We start from the raw sequence: 16,169 nt of genomic DNA, 5'->3' as shown, positions 1-16,169 counted from the left end.
CTATTGAGAGTCCCCCTCGCGATGACGCCTCTAGAAACCAAGCGCCCGCTGCAGCTCAATGATCAGGGCCAGCTGCGTCACTTCCTCTCGCTCGACGGTTTGCGCCGCGAGCTGCTGACGGAAATCCTCGACACCGCCGACTCGTTCCTTGAAGTTGGCGCCCGGGCGGTGAAGAAAGTCCCGTTGCTGCGCGGCAAGACCGTGTGCAACGTGTTCTTCGAGAACTCCACGCGCACCCGCACCACCTTCGAACTGGCGGCCCAGCGGCTGTCGGCGGACGTGATCACCCTGAACGTGTCCACGTCGTCGGCGAGCAAGGGCGAAACCCTGCTCGACACCTTGCGCAACCTGGAAGCCATGGCCGCCGACATGTTCGTCGTGCGCCACGGTGATTCCGGCGCGGCGCACTTCATCGCCGAGCATGTTTGCCCGCAAGTGGCGATCATCAACGGCGGCGACGGCCGTCACGCCCACCCGACCCAGGGCATGCTCGACATGCTCACCATCCGCCGACATAAAGGCGGTTTCGAAAACCTCTCGGTGGCCATCGTCGGCGACATCCTGCACTCGCGGGTGGCACGCTCGAACATGCTGGCGCTGAAAACCCTCGGCTGCCCGAACATCCGCGTGATCGCGCCGAAAACCCTGCTGCCAATCGGCGTCGAGCAGTACGGTGTGAAGGTTTACACCGACATGACCGAAGGCCTGAAAGACGTCGACGTGGTGATCATGCTGCGCCTGCAGCGTGAACGCATGACTGGCGGCCTGCTGCCGAGCGAAGGCGAGTTCTACCGTTTGTTCGGACTGACTACCGCGCGCCTGGCCGGGGCTAAACCGGATTGCATCGTCATGCACCCAGGGCCGATCAACCGAGGGGTGGAAATTGAGTCGGCGGTGGCCGACGGCCCGCACTCGGTGATCCTCAATCAGGTCACCTACGGCATCGCGATTCGTATGGCTGTGTTGTCCATGGCCATGAGCGGGCAGACTGCCCAGCGCCAATTCGAGCAGGAGAACGCCCAGTGAAGCTCAGCATTCTCGGCGCACGCGTTATCGACCCTACAAGCGGTCTGGATAAAGTCACCGACATCCACGTTGAAGCCTGCAAGATCGTCGCCCTTGGCAACCCGCCAGCCGGTTTTGTCGCCGTCGACACCATCGACGCCAAAGGCCTGGTGGCCGCGCCTGGCCTGGTTGACCTGAACGTCGCCCTGCGCGAGCCGGGCTATAGCCGCAAAGGTTCGATCATCAGCGAAACCCGTGCCGCCGCAGCCGGTGGTGTCACCAGCCTGTGCTGCCCGCCAAAAACCAAACCGGTGCTGGACACCTCGGCCGTGGCCGAACTGATCCTCGACCGCGCGCGTGAAGCCGGCAACACCAAGGTGTTCCCGATCGGTGCCCTGAGCAAAGGCCTGGACGGCGAACAACTGGCCGAGCTGGTCGCTTTGCGCGACGCCGGTTGCGTGGCCTTCGGCAACGGTCTGGAGAGCTTCCGCAACACCCGCACGCTGTGTCGCGCGCTGGAATACGCCGCGACCTTCGACCTGACGGTGATTTTCAACTCGCAAGACCATGATCTGGCCGAAGGTGGCCTGGCCCACGAAGGCCCGACTGCCAGTTTCCTCGGCTTGCCGGGCATTCCGGAAACGGCCGAGACCGTGGCCCTCGCCCGGGATCTGCTGTTGGTCGAGCAAAGCGGCGTGCGCGCTCACTTCAGCCAGCTCACCAGCGCTCGCGGCGTGGCCCTGATTGCTCAGGCCCAGGCTCGCGGCCTGCCGGTGACGGCCGATGTGGCCTTGTATCAGCTGATCCTGACCGACGAAGCGCTGATCGACTTCAGCAGCCTCTATCACGTCCAGCCGCCGCTGCGCACCCGCGCCGACCGCGATGGTTTGCGTGAAGCGGTGAAATCGGGTGTGGTGTCGGCCATTTCCAGCCATCACCAACCCCACGAGCGGGATGCCAAACTGGCGCCGTTCGGGGCCACCGAACCGGGCATCAGCAGCGTTGAACTGCTGCTGCCGCTGGCGATGACGCTGGTGGAAGACGGTTTGCTGGACCTGCCAACGCTACTGGCGCGTTTGAGTACCGGACCTGCCGAGGCATTGCGCCTGCCGGCGGGCAAACTGGCGGTAGGTGGTGCAGCGGACATTGTGCTGTTCGACCCGGCGGCTTCGACGGTGGCCGGTGAAACATGGCTGTCCAAAGGTGAAAACTGCCCGTTCATTGGCCACAGCCTGCCCGGCGTGGTGCGGTACACCTTGGTGGATGGACGCATCAGCCACCAGGCGTAAGACCGCGTTGCCTGCCTTCGCGAGCAGACTCGCTCCCACATTGACCTTCAGCGAACACAGCGTTTGTGTACGACCGGGATCACTGTGGGAGCGGGCTTGCCCGCGATGACTTACCGGAAGGCACCTCGGTTCTGCGCATTGCGAATCGACACCTGGTCATTCAGCGTCCAGAAGTCATACAAAACCCCCAGAAAGAACACCCCGCCCGTCACCAGGTACAGCAACCCGCTGATCCACTTCCCCTGATACATACGGTGTACGCCGAGTACCCCAAGAAACGTCAACAGAATCCAGGCAACGTTGTACTCGATAGGCCCGGCGGTAAAACGCAAGTCTGCCTCACGATCCATGGCCGGGATTAGAAACACGTCGATCAGCCAGCCGATACCCAACAAACCAAAGGTGAAGAACCAGATTGTCCCGGTCACCGGCTTGCCGTAATAGAAGCGATGAGCCCCGGTAAAACCGAGAATCCACAGCAGGTAACCAATTACTTTGCTGTGGGTATCTTGCTGCGGATCGGACTGTTGATAGGTGTTCATGAAGGACCTCGATTCACACGATAGATAAATATTCTTTAAATCTTTGTGACTTTTTTACAAGTGGCCGACGTATGGCAAATGCTACCTTGTGTCCCGTCAAAGCCTTGTACCACAAGCGTTGTGTCCGACAATCGCGTCTATTTTCTGCTTATTTGGTTCCGTTGACCCCAAGGTTGAATCGACCAACGGCCTCGGAAGGGGCAAAAAAGCTGTTATAAAGTTGCGCGCTAACTTATATGAGCCTTGCCTAATGCGTCCATTTTTCAAGACATGGCTAACCATTTGCCTTTTGATGCCACTGGCCGCCCACGCCACCAATCGTGAGCAACGTCTTCCAAACGTTAATGGTTACACCCCGAAATCTCATGTTTCTGCTCCGTCGAGCAAAAACAAACACGCCGTAAAACGCGCTCCCCAGTTGAGCAGCAAAAGCAGCCTGGTTCCGCCAATGGCGACCAAGGAAAGCAGCAACGTGCTGAGCCGCGCCGTGAACGTCCTCGGTACTCCTTACCGTTGGGGCGGCAGCAGCCCAAGTAAAGGCTTCGATTGCAGCGGTCTGGTGAAATACGCGTTTAACGACGCCACGTTCGACCTGCCACGCACCTCGAGTGCGATGGCCAGGGGTCATGGCGAGAAAGTTGATCGCAAGGATCTGAAGCCCGGCGACCTGATTTTCTTCAACATCAAAAGTCGTCGGGTCAATCACGTTGCCATTTACCTGGGCAACGACCGCTTCATCCACGCACCGCGTCGTGGCAAGTCGGTGACCATCGACACCCTGAAGAAGCCGTATTGGGAAAGCCACTATGTGGTTGCCAAGCGGGTTCTGCCGAAAGAGAAGAACACCCTTCAGGTCGTTCAACGCTGATTTGAAGTGACCTGATCGTTCCCCCTCAAAAATTATCCGGCGACCGCGCCTTCTCTCGCGCGTGATCCCGGCTGATCAAGCCCTTGTTCACCAGATCCTTCAAGCACACATCCAGCGTCTGCATCCCCAGAGACCCTCCCGTCTGAATCGACGAGTACATCTGCGCCACCTTGTCTTCGCGGATCAGGTTACGGATCGCAGAGGTGCCAAGCATGATTTCGTGGGCCGCAATGCGCCCGCCACCAATCTTCTTGACCAGTGCCTGGGAAACCACCGCCAGCAGCGATTCGGAAAGCATCGAGCGCACCATCGACTTCTCATCCCCCGGAAACACGTCCACTACTCGGTCGATGGTTTTCGCTGCCGAGGTGGTGTGCAGCGTGCCAAACACCAGGTGACCGGTTTCGGCGGCGGTCAGCGCAAGGCGAATGGTTTCCAGGTCGCGCATCTCCCCCACCAGAATCACGTCCGGGTCTTCACGCAGCGCCGAGCGCAGGGCAGTGGCAAAGCTGCGGGTATCGCGATGGACTTCGCGCTGGTTGATCAGGCATTTGCGCGATTCGTGGACGAACTCGATCGGGTCTTCGATGGTGAGAATATGGTGATGGCGATGGTTGTTCAGGTAATCAATCATCGCCGCCAGGGTGGTGGATTTGCCGGAACCGGTCGGCCCAGTCACCAGAACCAGCCCACGAGGCGATTCGGTAATCTTGCGAAACACATCCCCCATGCCCAACTCATCCATGCTCAGGACCTTGGACGGAATGGTACGGAACACCGCGCCGGCACCACGATTCTGGTTGAACACATTGACCCGAAAACGCGCCACACCGGGCACGTCAAAGGAAAAGTCGGTTTCCAGGTGCTTCTCGAAGTCCACCCGTTGGGTGTCATTCATGATGTCGTAGATCAATGCCTGAACCTGTTTGTGGTCCAGGGCCGGCAGATTTATGCGCCGCACATCGCCATCGACCCGAATCATCGGTGGCAGGCCGGCCGACAGGTGCAGGTCGGACGCGCCCTGTTTAGCGCTGAAGGCCAGTAGTTCAGTGATATCCATAGCGCTCCTCAATTCCAGTAGAATGCCGCGAACCTTCAGACCGCTGGCGCCTCTTGATGTCCACGATAGCAGACAACATCGCTCAGGTTAGTTCACGCATCCACGCTGCCGCCCTCGCCGCAAAGCGCGACGAACACAGTGTCCAGCTGCTGGCCGTGAGCAAAACCAAGCCCTCCGAGGCGCTGCGCGAAGCGTACGCCGCCGGGATTCGCGACTTTGGCGAGAACTATCTGCAGGAGGCGTTGAGCAAACAGATCGAATTGGCCGACCTGCCCTTGATCTGGCATTTCATCGGCCCCATTCAATCGAACAAGACTCGTGCTATCGCCGAGCACTTCGCCTGGGTGCATTCCGTGGATCGCTTGAAAATCGCACAACGCCTGTCCGAACAACGTCCCGCCGATTTGCCTCCCTTGAACATTTGCATCCAGGTCAACGTCAGCGGTGAAGCCAGCAAGTCCGGCTGCACCCCGGTCGACCTGCCGGCCCTGGCCAATGCCATCAGCGAACTGCCGCGCATCAAGTTGCGCGGGCTGATGGCGATTCCTGAGCCGACTGACGATCGCGCAGCCCAGGATGCTGCTTTTGCTGCCGTGCAGAGTCTGCAAGCCAGCCTGAACCTGCCGCTCGACACTCTTTCCATGGGCATGAGCCACGACCTCGAGTCGGCCATTGCCATGGGCGCCACTTGGGTCCGCATCGGTACGGCCCTGTTTGGCGCTCGCGACTATGGCCAGCCATAACGTGGCTGACTCCTCTCTTTATAAGGACCTGACATGAGCAAGACTCGTATTGCCTTTATCGGTGCCGGCAACATGGCCGCCAGCCTGATCGGTGGCCTGCGCGCCAAAGGTCTGGACGCCGCGCAGATCCGCGCCAGCGATCCGGGCGCTGAAACTCGCGCCAGCGTGAACGCTGAACACGGCATCGAAGTATTCGCCGACAACGCTGACGCCATTCAAGGTGCGGACGTGATCGTGCTGGCGGTCAAACCCCAGGCGATGAAAGCCGTCTGCGAAGCGATTCGCCCAAACCTGAAACCCAATCAACTGGTGGTTTCGATCGCCGCCGGCATCACCTGCGCCAGCATGAACAACTGGCTCGGCGCCCAGCCGATCGTGCGCTGCATGCCCAACACCCCGGCGCTGCTGCGTCAGGGCGTGAGCGGCTTGTTTGCCACGGCCGAAGTTTCGACTGAACAGCGCCACCAGGCCGAAGAGTTGTTGTCGGCCGTCGGCATCGCCCTGTGGCTGACCGAAGAGCAACAACTGGACGCGGTCACCGCCGTTTCCGGCTCGGGCCCTGCGTACTTCTTCCTGCTGATCGAAGCCATGACCGCCGCGGGCGTAAAGCTCGGTCTGCCAGCGGACATCGCCGCACAACTGACTCTGCAAACCGCTTTGGGCTCCGCGCACATGGCGGTTTCCAGTGACGTGGACGCGGCTGAATTGCGTCGCCGTGTGACCTCGCCTGCGGGCACTACGGAAGCGGCCATCAAGTCGTTCCAGGCCGGCGGCTTCGAAGCCCTGGTAGAAAAAGCACTCGGCGCCGCTGCGCACCGCTCGGCCGAGATGGCCGAACAACTGGGTCGTTAATCAGCTCTTACAAAGGAATCAATGATGCTCGGACTCAATGACGCTGCCATTTTCATCATTAAAACCCTAGGCAGCCTGTACCTGCTGATTGTGCTGATGCGCTTCATCCTGCAACTGGTTCGGGCGAATTTTTACAACCCGCTCTGCCAGTTCATCGTGAAAGCCACTCAACCGCTGCTCAAGCCACTGCGCCGGGTCATCCCGAGCATGTTCGGGCTCGACATGTCGTCGCTGGTATTGGCGCTGATCGTGCAGATGCTGCTGATAGCGGTCATCCTGCTGCTCAAAGGCTTCATCGTCGACTGGTTGCTGCTGGTGCCTTGGTCACTGATCGCACTCTTCTCGCTGTTTTTGAACATTCTGTTCTACGCGATGATCATCAGCGTGATCCTGTCCTGGGTCGCCCCGAGGAGCCACAATCCGGGCGCAGAACTGGTCGCTCAGATTACTGAACCGGTACTCGCCCCGTTCCGCCGGATCATTCCGAACCTGGGTGGCCTCGACATCTCGCCGATCTTCGCGTTTATCGTGATCCAGTTGCTGCAAAGCTGGCTGATTCCACGCCTTGCGTACTTCGCCCTCATGCCTCAGGGGCTGCTCGGGCTGATCTGATGAGCTACTTTCGCTGGGACGGTGACGATCTGATTCTGGAATGTCACCTGCAACCGGCGGCCCGCAGCGATGATTTCTGCGGGCTGCACGGTGATCGCCTGAAGATCCGCCTGACCGCGCCACCGGTTGAAGGCAAGGCCAATGCCTATCTGATGGCGTTTCTGGCCAAGGCGTTTGGGGTATCCAAGAGCCAGGTGAGTTTGATCAGCGGCGAGTTGAACCGGCAGAAGCGGGTGCGGATTTGCTCGCCGAAGAAGTTGCCGGATTTGCCGGATCTGGCGCGCCCGGCAGGCTGACCGCGTCATCGTTCATCGCGAGCAGGCTCACTCCCACAGGGGAATGCATTCCAATGTGGGAGTGAGCCTGCTCGCGATTGCAACACCTCGGTCCAACTGAATGAAATCAGGCCCGGCCTTTGCTTGCTGCTAGGGGCAGTGGTCTTTAGACTTACGCCTCATTTCAACGAGAGCAGGGTCGATGCCAACTGCCTTTCCCCCCGATTCTGTTGGTCTGGTGACGCCGCAAGTGGCGCACTTCAGCGAGCCCCTGGCTTTGGCCTGCGGCCGTTCGCTCCCAGCTTATGACCTGATTTACGAGACCTACGGCACGCTGAACGCCACGGCGAGCAACGCCGTGCTGATCTGTCACGCCTTGTCCGGTCACCATCATGCTGCCGGCTTCCACAGCCCCGACGACCGCAAACCCGGTTGGTGGGACAGCTGCATCGGCCCCGGCAAACCGATCGACACCAGCAAATTCTTCGTGGTCAGCCTGAACAACCTTGGCGGTTGCAACGGTTCCACTGGCCCGAGCAGCATCAATCCGGAAACCGGCAAGCCGTTCGGCGCCGACTTCCCGGTGCTGACCGTCGAAGACTGGGTTCACAGTCAGGCACGCCTGGCCGACCTGCTCGGCATCAGCCAATGGGCTGCCGTGATCGGCGGCAGTCTCGGTGGCATGCAAGCCATGCAGTGGAGCATCACCTACCCTGATCGCATTCGCCACTGCCTGGCCATCGCCTCGGCCCCCAAGTTGTCGGCGCAAAACATTGCGTTCAACGAAGTGGCGCGCCAGGCGATCCTCACCGACCCCGAGTTCCACGGCGGTTCGTTCCAGGAAGCGGGCGTGATCCCCAAGCGCGGGCTGATGCTGGCGCGGATGGTCGGGCACATCACGTACCTGTCCGACGACTCCATGGGCGAGAAATTCGGCCGGGGTCTGAAGAGTGAGAAGCTCAACTACGACTTCCACAGCGTCGAGTTCCAGGTTGAAAGCTACCTGCGTTATCAGGGCGAAGAGTTCTCCGGGCGTTTCGACGCCAACACTTACCTGCTGATGACCAAAGCACTGGACTACTTCGATCCGGCGGCAAACTTCGACGATGACCTGGCGAAAACCTTCGCCGGCGCCACAGCCAAATTCTGCGTGATGTCCTTCACCACCGACTGGCGCTTCTCCCCTGCCCGCTCGCGGGAACTGGTGGACGCGCTGATGGCGGCCAAGAAAGACGTCTGCTACCTGGAGATCGACGCTCCGCAAGGCCACGACGCCTTCCTGATCCCGATCCCGCGCTACTTGCAGGCCTTCAGCAATTACATGAACCGCATTACGTTGTGAGAAAGCCATGAGAGCTGATCTGGAAATCATCCAGGAATGGATTCCCGCCGGTAGCCGCGTACTCGACCTCGGTTGCGGTGATGGCGAGTTGCTGACCTGGCTGCGGGACAACAAGCAAGTCACCGGTTATGGCCTGGAAAACGACCCGGACAACATCGCCGAGTGCGTGGCCAAGGGCATCAACGTCATCGAGCAGGACCTGGACAAGGGTCTGGGCAACTTTGCCAGTAACAGCTTCGACGTCGTGGTCATGACCCAGGCGCTGCAAGCCGTGCACTACCCGGACAGAATCCTCGACGAAATGCTGCGCGTCGGTCGCCAATGCATCATCACCTTCCCCAACTTCGGTCACTGGCGCTGCCGCTGGTACCTGGCGAGCAAGGGCCGGATGCCGGTTTCCGATTTTCTGCCGTACACCTGGTACAACACACCGAACATCCACTTCTGCACCTTCGAAGACTTTGAAGCCTTGTGTCGCGAACGTGAAGCCAAGGTCATTGATCGGCTTGCGGTGGATCAACAGCACAGACACGGGTGGGCCAGTAAGCTATGGCCTAATCTGTTAGGTGAAATCGGTATTTACCGAGTCAGCAGCCCCGGGCTGCAAAACCACAAGGTCGCGGTCTGAACAGCGACACTTCGAGGAGAACGAACATGGGTCGTCTAGCGCTGTTTTTATTTACTGCCTGCCTGAGCGTCACCGCCATGGCCGCCGACGTCATCAAAGGTGAACGTCAGGAAAAATTTGGCGATGTGACGGTGCATTACAACACTTTCAACTCCACGTTCCTGACACCCGACATCGCCAAGGCGGCCGGGCTGACGCGCAGCAAGAATCAGGGTGTGATCAACGTCTCCGTGCTCAAGGATGGCAAGCCTCTGACCGCTGAAGTCGACGGTACAGTCAAAGACCTCACCAGCCAGAGCGTCTCGTTGAAATTCAAACAGATCACTGAACAAGGCGCGATTTATTACATCGCCCAGTTCCCGGTGGATCAGCAGGAAACCCGCACCTTCCAGATCAACGTGAAGAGCGGCGATAAAACCAACACCATTAATTTCAACCAAGAGCTTTTCCCTGGCCAATGATGAACTTCACGCAACTCGTACTGGCCAGCCACAACGCCGGCAAACTCAAGGAACTCCAGGCCATGCTCGGCGAATCGGTGCAACTGCGCTCGATCGGCGAGTTCAGCAGTGTCGAGCCTGAAGAAACCGGCTTGTCGTTCGTCGAGAACGCCATTCTCAAGGCCCGCAATGCCGCGCGCATCTCCGGCCTGCCTGCACTGGCAGACGATTCGGGGTTGGCAGTGGACTTCCTTGGCGGTGCGCCGGGTATCTATTCGGCGCGTTACGCCGATGGCCAGGGCGATGCGGCGAACAACGCCAAACTGCTCGACGTGTTGAAAGACGTGCCGCAAGCCGAACGCGGTGCGCAGTTCGTCTGCGTGCTGGCGCTGGTGCGTCATGCTGACGATCCGTTGCCGATCCTCTGCGAAGGCCTGTGGCACGGCCGTATTCTGCCTGCGGCCAGCGGCGAACACGGTTTCGGCTACGATCCGCTGTTCTGGGTGCCGGAACGCGACTGCTCCAGCGCCGAACTGAGCCCGAGCGACAAGAACCTCATCAGCCACCGCGCCCGTGCAATGGATCTGCTGCGCCAGCGTCTGGGCTTGAAATGACCCATGAATCCTCCGCGTCACCACTGATTTTCGGTGGCGACGCGCAATCGCCTCGGGCGGCCCTGCCTGTGCTGCCGCCCTTGGCGTTGTACATCCACATCCCGTGGTGTGTGCGCAAATGCCCTTATTGCGACTTCAACTCCCACACCGCCAGCCCGGTGCTGCCGGAAGAAGAATATGTGGACGCGCTGCTGGCCGACCTCGATCAGGACCTGCATGCGGTCTATGGTCGTGAACTGAGCTCGATCTTCTTTGGGGGCGGCACGCCGAGCCTGTTCAGCGCTGAAGCCCTGGGCCGTTTGCTCAAAGGCGTCGAGCAGCGCATCCCGTTTGCCAGCGACATCGAAATCACGCTGGAGGCCAACCCAGGGACGTTCGAACAAGAGAAGTTCGTCGCCTACCGGGCGCTGGGCATCAATCGCCTGTCGATCGGCATCCAGAGCTTTCAGGAAGAAAAACTCAAAGCGCTGGGACGGATTCACAACGGTGACGAAGCGGTACGTGCCGCCGGCATGGCTCGTCAGGCCGGATTCGACAACTTCAATCTGGACCTGATGCACGGTTTGCCCAATCAGTCTTTGGACGACGCCCTGAGTGACCTGCGCCAGGCCATCGCCCTGAAGCCGACCCACTTGTCCTGGTATCAGCTGACCCTCGAACCCAACACGGTGTTCTGGAACCAGCCGCCGACGCTGCCGGAAGACGACATGCTGTGGGACATTCAGGAGGCCGGTCAGGCGCTGTTGGCCGAGCACGGCTACGCGCAATACGAAGTCTCGGCCTATGCCCTGCCCGGTCGTCCGGCGCGGCATAACCTCAATTACTGGAGTTTCGGCGATTTCATCGGCATCGGTGCCGGGGCTCACGGCAAGCTCAGCCACCCGGACGGGCGCATCGTCCGTACCTGGAAGACCCGTCTGCCGAAGGACTACCTCAACCCGGCCAAAAGCTTCAAGGCTGGGGAGAAAGCCCTGACCAATGAAGAACTGCCGTTCGATTTCCTGATGAACGCCTTGCGCCTGACCGAGGGCGTGGAATCGCGACTGTACCCGGAACGCACCGGGCTGAGCCTGGAAAGCCTCGCCGAAGGCCGCCGCGAAGCAGAACAAAGTGGCTTGTTGCAGGTCGAACCGTCACGTCTGGCGGCCACGACGCGCGGACAACTCTTCCTCAATGACTTGCTGCAGACATTTTTGAGCTGATTTCAGCCTTAAGGGAAAACGAATGGATTTGATACTCGACCTGCTCGCCACCGCGTCCCGCTGGAGCCGTAGCAACCTGTCTGAAATCGCTCTGGCCCTGGTGGGCTGTCTGCTGGTGTTGTTTGGCGCGGATATCAAAGGCTGGGTCGACGCACGTCTGGGCAGCATCGCCGGCGCCTTGCGCGTCCCGCTGATGGCCCTGTTGTGCATGGTCGGCAGCGGCGTCGCACTGATCTACGCCACGCCGTGGATCATCAAAGGCCTGAGCCAGTTCAACAACTACAGCCTGGCGCCGGTGTTGTTGGTGGTGCTGGTGTTGATCGGCGTCGTCGCCGACCGCCGCTGAGGGCTGATGATCGTTCCCATGCCCTGCGTGGGAATGCAGCCAGGGACGCTCCGCGTCCCATTCAGAGCCGAACGCAGAGCGTCCGTTGAGGCATTCCCACGCGGAGCATGGGAACGATCATTGCGTATGGCTTAGGACTGTTTTTCGAACTTCAAATCCCACACGCCATGCCCAAGACGTTCGCCGCGTCGTTCGAACTTGGTGATCGGGCGCTCGGCCGGGCGTGGGACGCATTTGCCGTCTTCGGCCAGGTTGCGATAACCCGGCGCAACGTTCATCACTTCCAGCATGTACTCGGCGTACGGTTCCCAGTCGGTGGCCATGTGCAGCACCCCGCCGACCTTTAACTTGCTGCGCACCAGCTCAGCGAACGACGCCTGAACGATACGGCGCTTGTGGTGACGGCTTTTGTGCCACGGGTCCGGAAAAAACAGCATCAGGCGATCAAGGCTATTGTCGGCCACGCAGCGGTTGAGCACTTCAATCGCATCGCAATCGTAGACTCGCAGGTTGGTCAGGCCCTGAGTCAGCACGCCATTAAGCAGCGCGCCAACACCCGGCCGGTGCACTTCCACGCCAATGAAATCCTGCTCTGGCGAGGCCGCGGCCATTTCCAGCAGCGAATGGCCCATGCCGAAACCGATTTCCAGGGAACGCGGCGCCGAACGGCCGAACACTTGGTCGAAGTCCACCGGCGCATCGGCCAGAGGCAGCACGAACAGCGGCGTGCCTTGGTCCAGACCGCGTTGCTGGCCTTCGGTCATGCGACCGGCGCGCATCACGAAACTCTTGATGCGGCGGTGTTGGCGCTCGTCGCCTTCTTCCGTCTGGATAGGCGTGTCGTTTGATTCAGTCATCAATGGCTCTTACTTGATCAGACCATCCAGCGGCGAGGAGGCGCTGGCATAGAGTTTTTTCGGCATGCGGCCGGCGAGGTAGGCCAAGCGACCTGCAACGATGGCGTGTTTCATGGCTTCAGCCATCATGATCGGCTGCTGGGCGTGGGCGATGGCCGAGTTCATCAGCACCGCTTCGCAACCCAGTTCCATGGCGATGGTGGCGTCGGAAGCAGTCCCGACACCAGCATCCACCAGCACAGGAATCTTGGCTTCTTCGAGGATGATCTGCAGGTTGTACGGGTTGCAGATCCCCAAGCCTGTGCCGATCAGACCGGCTAGCGGCATGACTGCGATCACACCGATTTCCGCCAGTTGACGGGCGATGATCGGGTCATCGCTGGTGTAAACCATCACGTCGAAGCCTTCCTTGACCAGCACTTCGGCGGCCTTGAGGGTTTCGATCACGTTGGGGAACAGGGTTTTCTGGTCCGCCAGCACTTCCAGCTTCACCAGGTTGTGGCCGCCGAGCAGCTCCCGCGCCAGGCGGCAGGTGCGCACAGCCTCGGTAGCGTCGAAGCAACCGGCGGTGTTTGGCAGGAAGGTGTAGCGATCCGGCGACAGGACTTCGAGCAGGTTCGGTTCGCCCGGGTTCTGGCCGAGGTTGGTGCGGCGCACGGCGAAGGTGACAATCTCGGCACCCGAGGCTTCGATGGCCAGGCGGGTTTCTTCCATGTCGCGGTATTTGCCGGTACCTACCAGCAGACGCGACTGGTAAGTACGACCGGCCAAGACGAAGGGCTTGTCGCTACGAACGATGCTCATGGGAAATCCTCTGTAGGGGTGAGGTTCTTGCAGAATTCTGTGCCCTTGCGGGCCGGGCGACTAGCCGCCGCCGATGGCGTGTACCACTTCGACATTGTCACCGTCGTTCAGCGTGGTGTCGGCATGCTGGCTGCGCGGGACGATATCCAGATTGAGTTCGACCGCCACCCGGCGTCCGGTCAGTTCCAGACGGGTCAGCAGGGCCGCAACGGTTTCACCGTCGGGCAGTTCAAGGGATTCGCCGTTCAACTGAATGCGCATACCGAATGCCGCCATCATTTTTAGGGGCTGGCATTCTAGCCCGATCAGTCTTGGCGACCCAAGCCATTCGTCATGAAATGGACTGCTCGGTCAGCTCAACCGCCAGGCGGCAAGCCCCAGGCACAACCAGCCGACCAGAAATGCCAGCCCGCCGAAGGGGGTGATGATCCCGAGCTTGCTGATGCCGGTCATGGTCAGCAGGTACAGACTGCCGGAAAACAGCAGAATGCCGATGACAAAGGACGCGCCGGCCCAAGCGACCAAACGACCGGGAATCTGTGTGGCCAGCAGCGCCACACCCAGCAAGGCCAGGGTGTGCACCAGTTGGTAGGTGACGCCCGTATGGAAAATCGTCAGATATTCGGGCGTCAGGCGGTTTTTCAAACCGTGGGCCGCGAACGCACCCAGGGCAACGCCGGTGAAGCCGAAAAAAGCGGCCAGCATCAGAAAGCCACGCAGCATGAAGAACTCCAGTCAGACTCGATCCACAGGGTCTGTATAATGGCCCGCTCAACGGGTTCGGCCAAGCCATCTCTATGCTGCGTTTATTTTTGCGACGATTCACGAAAGCCCTGCTCTGGTTCGCGGGCGGCAGCGTATTGCTGGTTCTGATTTTTCGCGTGGTACCGCCACCGGGAACGGCCTTGATGGTCGAGCGCAAGGTCGAATCCTGGTTCGACGGCGAGCCCATCGACCTGCAACGCACCTGGAAACCCTGGAATGAAATCTCTGACGACCTGAAAGTCGCGGTGATTGCCGGGGAGGATCAGAAATTCCCGGAGCATTGGGGTTTTGACTTTGGTGCGATCCAGAAAGCATTGGCCCATAACGAGCTCGGCGGTTCGATTCGCGGTGCCAGCACCTTGAGCCAGCAAGTCTCGAAGAATCTGTTCCTGTGGTCTGGCCGCAGCTGGCTGCGCAAAGGCCTGGAAGCCTGGTTTACCGGGCTGATCGAGGTGCTCTGGCCCAAGCAGCGGATTCTGGAGGTGTATCTGAACAGTGTCGAGTGGGATGACGGGGTATTTGGCGCCGAAGCGGCGGCACGGCATCACTTTGGCGTTGGCGCTCGCTCGCTATCCCGCCAGCAGGCCAGTTTGCTGGCGGCGGTGCTGCCTAACCCGCGAGTATGGAGCGCCAGTCATCCAACTAACTACGTCGCACGGCGAGCGGGATGGATTCGACAGCAGATGAGTCAGCTGGGTGGCGATAGCTATCTGGTCGGGATCAACGATTCACGCCGCGCACCTTGGTCTCAATAACACTGCAGATCCCCTGTGGGAGCGAGCCTGCTCGCGATAGCTATTGATCATTCAATATTTATAGCGACTGACCTGACGCCATCGCGAGCAGGTCGAATCGTCGCACCGTCGCTCCCACATTGGTTTATGGTGATTCAGGAAAAACGGACACAAACAAAAACGCCCCGATCAATGATCGGGGCGTTTTCTATTGCCTTCGCGCAGGTTAAGCCGCGATCGACAACTTGAGCTTGTTCATCGCGCTCTTCTCAAGCTGACGAATACGCTCGGCCGACACGTTGTACTTCTGCGCCAGGTCGTGCAGCGTGGCTTTCTCTTCTGCCAGCCAGCGCTGGTAGAGGATGTCACGGCTGCGGTCGTCCAGCACTTCCAGTGCTTCGTGCAGGTTGTGGTTGGAGTTGTCGCTCCAATCGGCATCTTCCAGTTGACGGGCCGGGTCGTACCGGTGGTCTTCCAGATAGTTGGCCGGCGACTGGAAAGCACTGTCGTCGTCCGCTTCCGCAGCCGGATCGAAGGCCATGTCATGGCCGGTCAGGCGGCTTTCCATCTCACGCACTTCCCGCGGCTCTACGCCGAGGCTTTCCGCCACACGGTGGACTTCCTCATTGTTCAGCCACGCCAGACGTTTCTTCTGGCTGCGCAGGTTGAAGAACAGCTTGCGCTGGGCCTTGGTGGTCGCGACTTTCACAATGCGCCAGTTGCGCAGGATGAACTCGTGGATTTCCGCCTTGATCCAGTGCACGGCAAAGGACACCAGGCGCACACCCATTTCAGGGTTGAAGCGCTTCACGGCCTTCATCAGGCCGACGTTGCCTTCCTGGATCAGGTCAGCCTGAGCCAGACCGTAGCCGGAATAGCTACGGGCGATATGTACGACAAAACGCAGGTGGGCGAGCACCATCTGCCGAGCCGCCCCCAAATCCTGCTCATAATAGAGACTCTCGGCCAGTTCACGCTCCTGCTCCGGCGTCAGCAATGGAATGCTGTTCACCGTGTGCACATAGGCCTCCAGGTTTGCGCCTGGGACCAGAGCATATGCAGGTTGCAAAGAATTGGTCATACGAAAAAACCTCCGACTTACATAACTCGTGCAGTTCAGCACTGCGAAAATTGACCGAAAACCGAAAGACAAGTTCCCATAAACGCTGAAAGGTCAATACGAGCAAAATG

21 protein-coding genes are annotated in these 16,169 nt (G+C 59.8%); 14 read left to right on the top strand and 7 right to left on the bottom strand.

Features of this window, described 5'->3' with window-relative positions:
* Window positions 1–21 precede the first annotated feature (21 nt).
* On the top strand, window positions 22–1,026 hold the full coding sequence (locus FQ185_RS04135) for an aspartate carbamoyltransferase catalytic subunit (RefSeq protein WP_149416374.1): 1,005 nt from the start codon (window positions 22–24) through the stop codon (window positions 1,024–1,026).
* Complete coding sequence (locus FQ185_RS04130; RefSeq protein ID WP_149416373.1) at window positions 1,023–2,294, top strand: dihydroorotase; 1,272 nt, start codon at window positions 1,023–1,025, stop codon at window positions 2,292–2,294. Before FQ185_RS04135 ends, FQ185_RS04130 begins: the two co-directional genes overlap by 4 nt.
* Before the next feature lie 110 nt (window positions 2,295–2,404).
* Here FQ185_RS04130 and FQ185_RS04125 read toward each other — a convergent pair whose 3' ends face one another.
* Window positions 2,405–2,836 carry an NINE protein gene (locus FQ185_RS04125; RefSeq protein ID WP_149416372.1) on the bottom strand — a complete coding sequence of 144 codons (432 nt, stop codon included), beginning with the start codon at window positions 2,834–2,836 and terminating at the stop codon, window positions 2,405–2,407.
* A 250-nt stretch (window positions 2,837–3,086) separates the two neighbouring features.
* Between FQ185_RS04125 and FQ185_RS04120 the strand changes: the two genes are divergently transcribed.
* A complete protein-coding gene (locus tag FQ185_RS04120; RefSeq protein ID WP_149416371.1) occupies window positions 3,087–3,704 on the top strand; it encodes a C40 family peptidase in 618 nt (205 codons plus the stop codon).
* 25 nt (window positions 3,705–3,729) lie between these two features.
* Here FQ185_RS04120 and FQ185_RS04115 read toward each other — a convergent pair whose 3' ends face one another.
* Window positions 3,730–4,764, bottom strand: coding sequence for a type IV pilus twitching motility protein PilT (locus FQ185_RS04115; protein WP_149416370.1), 1,035 nt, complete (start codon window positions 4,762–4,764; stop codon window positions 3,730–3,732).
* A gap of 56 nt (window positions 4,765–4,820) precedes the next feature.
* On the opposite strand from FQ185_RS04115, the gene FQ185_RS04110 reads away from it, so the two are divergent.
* The 10 genes from FQ185_RS04110 (at window position 4,821) to FQ185_RS04065 (ending at window position 11,818) form a co-directional block, all read left to right on the top strand.
* Window positions 4,821–5,507, top strand: coding sequence for a YggS family pyridoxal phosphate-dependent enzyme (locus tag FQ185_RS04110; RefSeq protein WP_149416369.1), 687 nt, complete (start codon window positions 4,821–4,823; stop codon window positions 5,505–5,507).
* Between the two features lie 33 nt (window positions 5,508–5,540).
* Window positions 5,541–6,359 carry a pyrroline-5-carboxylate reductase gene (proC, locus tag FQ185_RS04105; RefSeq protein WP_149416368.1) on the top strand — a complete coding sequence of 273 codons (819 nt, stop codon included), beginning with the start codon at window positions 5,541–5,543 and terminating at the stop codon, window positions 6,357–6,359.
* A gap of 24 nt (window positions 6,360–6,383) precedes the next feature.
* Window positions 6,384–6,971 carry a YggT family protein gene (locus tag FQ185_RS04100; protein ID WP_149416367.1) on the top strand — a complete coding sequence of 196 codons (588 nt, stop codon included), beginning with the start codon at window positions 6,384–6,386 and terminating at the stop codon, window positions 6,969–6,971.
* Entirely contained in the window at window positions 6,971–7,267 is a 297-nt protein-coding gene (locus FQ185_RS04095; RefSeq protein ID WP_076029425.1) for a DUF167 domain-containing protein, read from the top strand. The genes FQ185_RS04100 and FQ185_RS04095 overlap by 1 nt, the downstream gene beginning before the upstream one ends.
* A gap of 181 nt (window positions 7,268–7,448) precedes the next feature.
* Window positions 7,449–8,588, top strand: a complete 1,140-nt coding sequence (locus FQ185_RS04090) for a homoserine O-acetyltransferase (RefSeq protein WP_149416366.1) — start codon at window positions 7,449–7,451, stop codon at window positions 8,586–8,588.
* 7 nt (window positions 8,589–8,595) lie between these two features.
* Window positions 8,596–9,216: a methionine biosynthesis protein MetW gene (gene metW / locus FQ185_RS04085; protein ID WP_149416365.1), complete on the top strand. Its 621-nt coding sequence runs from the start codon at window positions 8,596–8,598 to the stop codon at window positions 9,214–9,216.
* A 26-nt stretch (window positions 9,217–9,242) separates the two neighbouring features.
* Window positions 9,243–9,677: a DUF4426 domain-containing protein gene (locus tag FQ185_RS04080; protein WP_149416364.1), complete on the top strand. Its 435-nt coding sequence runs from the start codon at window positions 9,243–9,245 to the stop codon at window positions 9,675–9,677.
* On the top strand, window positions 9,674–10,270 hold the full coding sequence (gene rdgB, locus FQ185_RS04075) for an RdgB/HAM1 family non-canonical purine NTP pyrophosphatase (RefSeq protein ID WP_149416363.1): 597 nt from the start codon (window positions 9,674–9,676) through the stop codon (window positions 10,268–10,270). The genes FQ185_RS04080 and rdgB overlap by 4 nt, the downstream gene beginning before the upstream one ends.
* Window positions 10,267–11,472: a radical SAM family heme chaperone HemW gene (gene hemW, locus FQ185_RS04070; RefSeq protein ID WP_149416362.1), complete on the top strand. Its 1,206-nt coding sequence runs from the start codon at window positions 10,267–10,269 to the stop codon at window positions 11,470–11,472. The genes rdgB and hemW overlap by 4 nt, the downstream gene beginning before the upstream one ends.
* Window positions 11,473–11,494: 22 nt before the next feature.
* Complete coding sequence (locus tag FQ185_RS04065) at window positions 11,495–11,818, top strand: DUF3392 domain-containing protein (RefSeq protein WP_033060485.1); 324 nt, start codon at window positions 11,495–11,497, stop codon at window positions 11,816–11,818.
* Window positions 11,819–11,949: 131 nt separating this feature from the next.
* On the opposite strand, the gene trmB is transcribed toward FQ185_RS04065, so the two are convergent.
* The 4 genes from trmB to FQ185_RS04045 form a co-directional block, all read right to left on the bottom strand.
* Window positions 11,950–12,675, bottom strand: a complete 726-nt coding sequence (gene trmB, locus FQ185_RS04060) for a tRNA (guanosine(46)-N7)-methyltransferase TrmB (RefSeq protein WP_149416361.1) — start codon at window positions 12,673–12,675, stop codon at window positions 11,950–11,952.
* A gap of 9 nt (window positions 12,676–12,684) precedes the next feature.
* Window positions 12,685–13,479, bottom strand: a complete 795-nt coding sequence (locus tag FQ185_RS04055; RefSeq protein WP_008068101.1) for a thiazole synthase — start codon at window positions 13,477–13,479, stop codon at window positions 12,685–12,687.
* Window positions 13,480–13,539: 60 nt separating this feature from the next.
* On the bottom strand, window positions 13,540–13,740 hold the full coding sequence (gene thiS, locus FQ185_RS04050) for a sulfur carrier protein ThiS (RefSeq protein ID WP_165557463.1): 201 nt from the start codon (window positions 13,738–13,740) through the stop codon (window positions 13,540–13,542).
* A 90-nt stretch (window positions 13,741–13,830) separates the two neighbouring features.
* A complete protein-coding gene (locus tag FQ185_RS04045) occupies window positions 13,831–14,202 on the bottom strand; it encodes a DUF423 domain-containing protein (RefSeq protein ID WP_149416360.1) in 372 nt (123 codons plus the stop codon).
* Between the two features lie 74 nt (window positions 14,203–14,276).
* Between FQ185_RS04045 and mtgA the strand changes: the two genes are divergently transcribed.
* Window positions 14,277–14,999, top strand: coding sequence for a monofunctional biosynthetic peptidoglycan transglycosylase (gene mtgA, locus FQ185_RS04040; RefSeq protein ID WP_149416359.1), 723 nt, complete (start codon window positions 14,277–14,279; stop codon window positions 14,997–14,999).
* Window positions 15,000–15,204: 205 nt separating this feature from the next.
* Here mtgA and rpoH read toward each other — a convergent pair whose 3' ends face one another.
* Window positions 15,205–16,059, bottom strand: coding sequence for an RNA polymerase sigma factor RpoH (rpoH, locus tag FQ185_RS04035; protein WP_007897890.1), 855 nt, complete (start codon window positions 16,057–16,059; stop codon window positions 15,205–15,207).
* Window positions 16,060–16,169 lie beyond the last annotated feature (110 nt).

This window comes from Pseudomonas sp. ANT_H12B, assembly GCF_008369325.1.
Taxonomy (GTDB): Bacteria; Pseudomonadota; Gammaproteobacteria; order Pseudomonadales; family Pseudomonadaceae; genus Aquipseudomonas.
This window is presented reverse-complemented; position numbering and strand designations above follow the sequence as displayed.

Coding starts and splice junctions, on each gene's coding strand:
- FQ185_RS04135 (WP_149416374.1), top strand. CDS start 22: ATGACGCCTCTAGAAACCAAGCGCCCGCTGCAGCTCAATGATCAGGGC.
- FQ185_RS04125 (WP_149416372.1), bottom strand. CDS start 2,836: ATGAACACCTATCAACAGTCCGATCCGCAGCAAGATACCCACAGCAAA.
- FQ185_RS04120 (WP_149416371.1), top strand. CDS start 3,087: ATGCGTCCATTTTTCAAGACATGGCTAACCATTTGCCTTTTGATGCCA.
- FQ185_RS04115 (WP_149416370.1), bottom strand. CDS start 4,764: ATGGATATCACTGAACTACTGGCCTTCAGCGCTAAACAGGGCGCGTCC.
- FQ185_RS04110 (WP_149416369.1), top strand. CDS start 4,821: ATGTCCACGATAGCAGACAACATCGCTCAGGTTAGTTCACGCATCCAC.
- proC (WP_149416368.1), top strand. CDS start 5,541: ATGAGCAAGACTCGTATTGCCTTTATCGGTGCCGGCAACATGGCCGCC.
- FQ185_RS04100 (WP_149416367.1), top strand. CDS start 6,384: ATGCTCGGACTCAATGACGCTGCCATTTTCATCATTAAAACCCTAGGC.
- FQ185_RS04095 (WP_076029425.1), top strand. CDS start 6,971: ATGAGCTACTTTCGCTGGGACGGTGACGATCTGATTCTGGAATGTCAC.
- FQ185_RS04090 (WP_149416366.1), top strand. CDS start 7,449: ATGCCAACTGCCTTTCCCCCCGATTCTGTTGGTCTGGTGACGCCGCAA.
- metW (WP_149416365.1), top strand. CDS start 8,596: ATGAGAGCTGATCTGGAAATCATCCAGGAATGGATTCCCGCCGGTAGC.
- FQ185_RS04080 (WP_149416364.1), top strand. CDS start 9,243: ATGGGTCGTCTAGCGCTGTTTTTATTTACTGCCTGCCTGAGCGTCACC.
- rdgB (WP_149416363.1), top strand. CDS start 9,674: ATGATGAACTTCACGCAACTCGTACTGGCCAGCCACAACGCCGGCAAA.
- hemW (WP_149416362.1), top strand. CDS start 10,267: ATGACCCATGAATCCTCCGCGTCACCACTGATTTTCGGTGGCGACGCG.
- FQ185_RS04065 (WP_033060485.1), top strand. CDS start 11,495: ATGGATTTGATACTCGACCTGCTCGCCACCGCGTCCCGCTGGAGCCGT.
- trmB (WP_149416361.1), bottom strand. CDS start 12,675: ATGACTGAATCAAACGACACGCCTATCCAGACGGAAGAAGGCGACGAG.
- FQ185_RS04055 (WP_008068101.1), bottom strand. CDS start 13,479: ATGAGCATCGTTCGTAGCGACAAGCCCTTCGTCTTGGCCGGTCGTACT.
- thiS (WP_165557463.1), bottom strand. CDS start 13,740: ATGCGCATTCAGTTGAACGGCGAATCCCTTGAACTGCCCGACGGTGAA.
- FQ185_RS04045 (WP_149416360.1), bottom strand. CDS start 14,202: ATGCTGCGTGGCTTTCTGATGCTGGCCGCTTTTTTCGGCTTCACCGGC.
- mtgA (WP_149416359.1), top strand. CDS start 14,277: ATGCTGCGTTTATTTTTGCGACGATTCACGAAAGCCCTGCTCTGGTTC.
- rpoH (WP_007897890.1), bottom strand. CDS start 16,059: ATGACCAATTCTTTGCAACCTGCATATGCTCTGGTCCCAGGCGCAAAC.